The 2860-nt window shown below is 60.5% G+C and carries 4 protein-coding genes; all 4 read right to left on the reverse strand.

The features are described from left to right. Positions 1-103 precede the first annotated feature (103 nt). Positions 104-883, reverse strand: a complete 780-nt coding sequence (locus tag BQ17_RS05920) for an HAD family hydrolase (protein WP_089725181.1) — start codon at positions 881-883, stop codon at positions 104-106. 102 nt (positions 884-985) lie between these two features. Next, complete coding sequence (locus BQ17_RS05925) at positions 986-1207, reverse strand: DUF5989 family protein (protein ID WP_133511309.1); 222 nt, start codon at positions 1205-1207, stop codon at positions 986-988. Positions 1208-1236: 29 nt separating this feature from the next. Then, positions 1237-2508 carry an SGNH/GDSL hydrolase family protein gene (locus BQ17_RS05930; protein ID WP_141699129.1) on the reverse strand — a complete coding sequence of 424 codons (1272 nt, stop codon included), beginning with the start codon at positions 2506-2508 and terminating at the stop codon, positions 1237-1239. Continuing rightward, the coding region (locus BQ17_RS21550; protein WP_176722315.1) for a hypothetical protein at positions 2505-2860 on the reverse strand (356 nt) is incomplete at its 5' end. The genes BQ17_RS05930 and BQ17_RS21550, both read right to left, overlap by 4 nt.

The raw sequence follows: 2860 nt of genomic DNA on the forward strand, positions 1-2860 counted from the left end.
ACAATCCGTGTTTATCTGTGTCCATCCGTGGTTCTAATGCAAGAAATGGTCTCCGTATTTTTACTATGCTGCACTAGCGTTATGTTGCGTTACGCCAAATAATTCAGGATTGCTGATAGACCCGCCGGTGCATGGCATCCAGTGCGGCAAGGTCGATGTGATCCGATCCTTCCAGGGTGCCCTGCAGCACCTTTACCGGGGAGTCAGGCTCACCGAGTCCGTCCGTCACCAAGGCCGCGCCGGAGAAATCCTGATCCCGGGTGTAGGCGTTGACCGTCACCAGCAGGGCCTGCAGGTCGGCCCCGAGTGCGGAGCGAACGCCGTGGGCGGAGTCCTCGATGGCGACGCAGGCGCGAGCCGGAAGCCGCAGCTCATTCAGCGCCAGGCGAAAGATGTCCGGTGCCGGCTTCTTGGCCGGCACCACATCGCCGGCGGCGATGACCTCAAACCAGTCGCCGATATCCCCGTCACCGCTGCACGCCAGTAGGGTGCTGACATTCTCCGGCGTGGTGGTGGTGGCGATGGCAAGGCGCACGCCCGCATCCCGGGCCTGGTGCAACAGGCGCATCACTCCCTCGCGCAGGGGGATCCGGCCTTGGCCCAGGAGCTCGAGGTAGTGTCGGGTCTTGCGCCGGTGAAGGTCCGCAATGAAGCCATCGAGATCGCCGGGGGCTTCAAATGAGGGCCGCCAATGGTCGATATAGTGGCGAATCCGCTCCTTACCCCCCGTGACTGAGAGCAATTCCCCGTAGAGCGCTGCGGACCAGTCCCAGTCGAGACCGACCTCGGCGAAGGCCGCATTAAACGCACAGCGATGGCCGTCCCGCTCCGTATCGGCAAGGGTCCCATCTACATCCAACAGCAAGGCGTCAAACCCATACATTTATACTTCACCCTCTTTTGAAATCGGGCCCAAAGCCTGATCCACAGTGACTTGAAGACCTGCACCCGCTACATCGCCCCAGCATTGTAACGCGGCGCCGGCTCAGAACATCGTGTACATCATCGGGGCGGTTACCGGATTGCCGGTCAGGAACACGAGCGCCGAGACCAGCAGCAGCAGGAGAACGATCGGTATTAACCACCACTTCTTGTTATGCCGCAGAAAATCCATGGATTCGCGCAATAGGCCTGCCGGCTTACCTGCGGCTTGTTGGGCGAATCGCTCCGCCTGGCCCCTGGGGGATGGCTTGGATTGCTCGGTCATTTTTACGTTCTCCGTCGCCCGGCAGGCGATCACAGCATCCTCTTCTCTTTGGCGGCTGCCCGGCGTTGCTCGATCAGCTCGATTACATCATCCGCTATGGCCGCGGCGACCCGCCGGTTGCCCGCCTCGGAGAGATGATGGAACTGATCCACGTAATAGGGTTCTCCGGAATCGTCGAAGAGTGCGCTGATGTTGCGAAAACGCGGGTGGCTGTTCAAGGATTCGGACTGCCGCACCCGCCGGTAGATGGTGTCGTAGGCCTGCTTGGTCGAGAAGGCAAACCCGGCCAGGATCTCCTCCCAAGGTGAACGGTGCCGCTTGGAAAAGATGATGGGTTGCCAGTAGAACAGCGGATCGAATCCGTAGCCTCGACCCAAGGACTCGACCAGGGTGAGGTTGGTTTGGTACACACGTACCGCTTGCCGGACCACCTCGTCGCTTAGCACAGGGACCTGTGATCCGGTATGGGGTGATGCCTGTGGCCGAATGCGGTGCTGCAGCCCCGTCACCAAACGGTGGAACCCCCAAAGATTTTTGATCAGGAACCCTCGTCCATAGATCCGTGCAAGTTGTTTCGGCCGCCAGCTGAGGCTGAGCCTGAATTCCGCACGCCGGACCACCTCGTTCATCGGGATGCCTGCTGCGCCGTTTTGGTGAGCCGAAAACACATCGTTGATACCGTCGTAAAAGAGCACGATGTCCGGCACGTCACCGCGCTGGATGCAGCGCAGCAGGGCGATCGCTTCCTGGGTGCTGACGTAGCCGAACTGGCCGTGATTCGTCACTTCGGCGCGATATCCCTTCGCGTGCAACAGTTTGCCCAGGTGCGAGGCAATGGTGTAGTCATCGCGTGCGCCCCAGCCCCACATGGTCGAACCGCCGAAGGTGAACACGCGCACCGGCGGTGGGTCGTCGGCGCCGTCCCGGGTTGGCGGGTTCCAGGTTGCCCGCAGGCCGTTTTGGTTCGTATTGATGTACCGGCTCCGGTGTGGGGCACCCTGCCAATAGACGTATGGGGACCAGACGGATCGCCGGGCCTTGTTGCGTTCCTTGAAATACTCGTGGACCCATGCGGCGTCACGATAGGCGTCGGCCTGTACCAACCTGTTTTCGTACTCGCCCTCGGTCGGCGGCTGACGATCCATGAGCCGGTCCCGGGTCGTCAGTGCCAGGCGCAGCCCCAGCTCGCAGACGATGATCAGAATCAGCGTGATGCCCAGGAGCAGCCAGCCCGTGCGGATGCCCGATCCGACCGCCTGCACGGATCGAAGTAGGCTCCTTGCCATACCGTAAGCGATCACCGCACCCTCTTCTGTTTGGCGGCTGCTTGGCGTTGCTCGATCAGCTCGATCACAGCGTCCACCATAGCCGCGGCGATCAGCCGGTTGCCCGCCTCGGATACGTGACAATAGTCCCGATAATAGGGTTCTTCCACATCGTCGAACAGCGCGCTGAGGTTGTGAAAATGCGAACGGCTGTTCAGGGCTTGGGAGCGTTGTATCCGTCGGTAGATGGCGTCGTACATCTGTTCTATGTCGTGCATCTGCTCTATAAGGAGAAATCGTTCAGCCCAATACTGCTCGTAGGGTGAGCGGTGGCGCTTGGAAAAGATGACCGGTTGCCAGTAGAACAGCGGATCGAATCCGTAGCTTC

Source organism: Candidatus Thiosymbion oneisti (genome assembly GCF_900092655.1).
In the GTDB taxonomy this organism is placed as follows: domain Bacteria; phylum Pseudomonadota; class Gammaproteobacteria; order Chromatiales; family Chromatiaceae; genus Thiosymbion; species Thiosymbion oneisti.

Excerpts from the sequence above, each read along its gene's own strand:
- BQ17_RS05920 (WP_089725181.1), bottom strand. The coding sequence starts at position 883 with ATGTATGGGTTTGACGCCTTGCTGTTGGATGTAGATGGGACCCTTGCC.
- BQ17_RS05925 (WP_133511309.1), bottom strand. The coding sequence starts at position 1,207 with ATGACCGAGCAATCCAAGCCATCCCCCAGGGGCCAGGCGGAGCGATTC.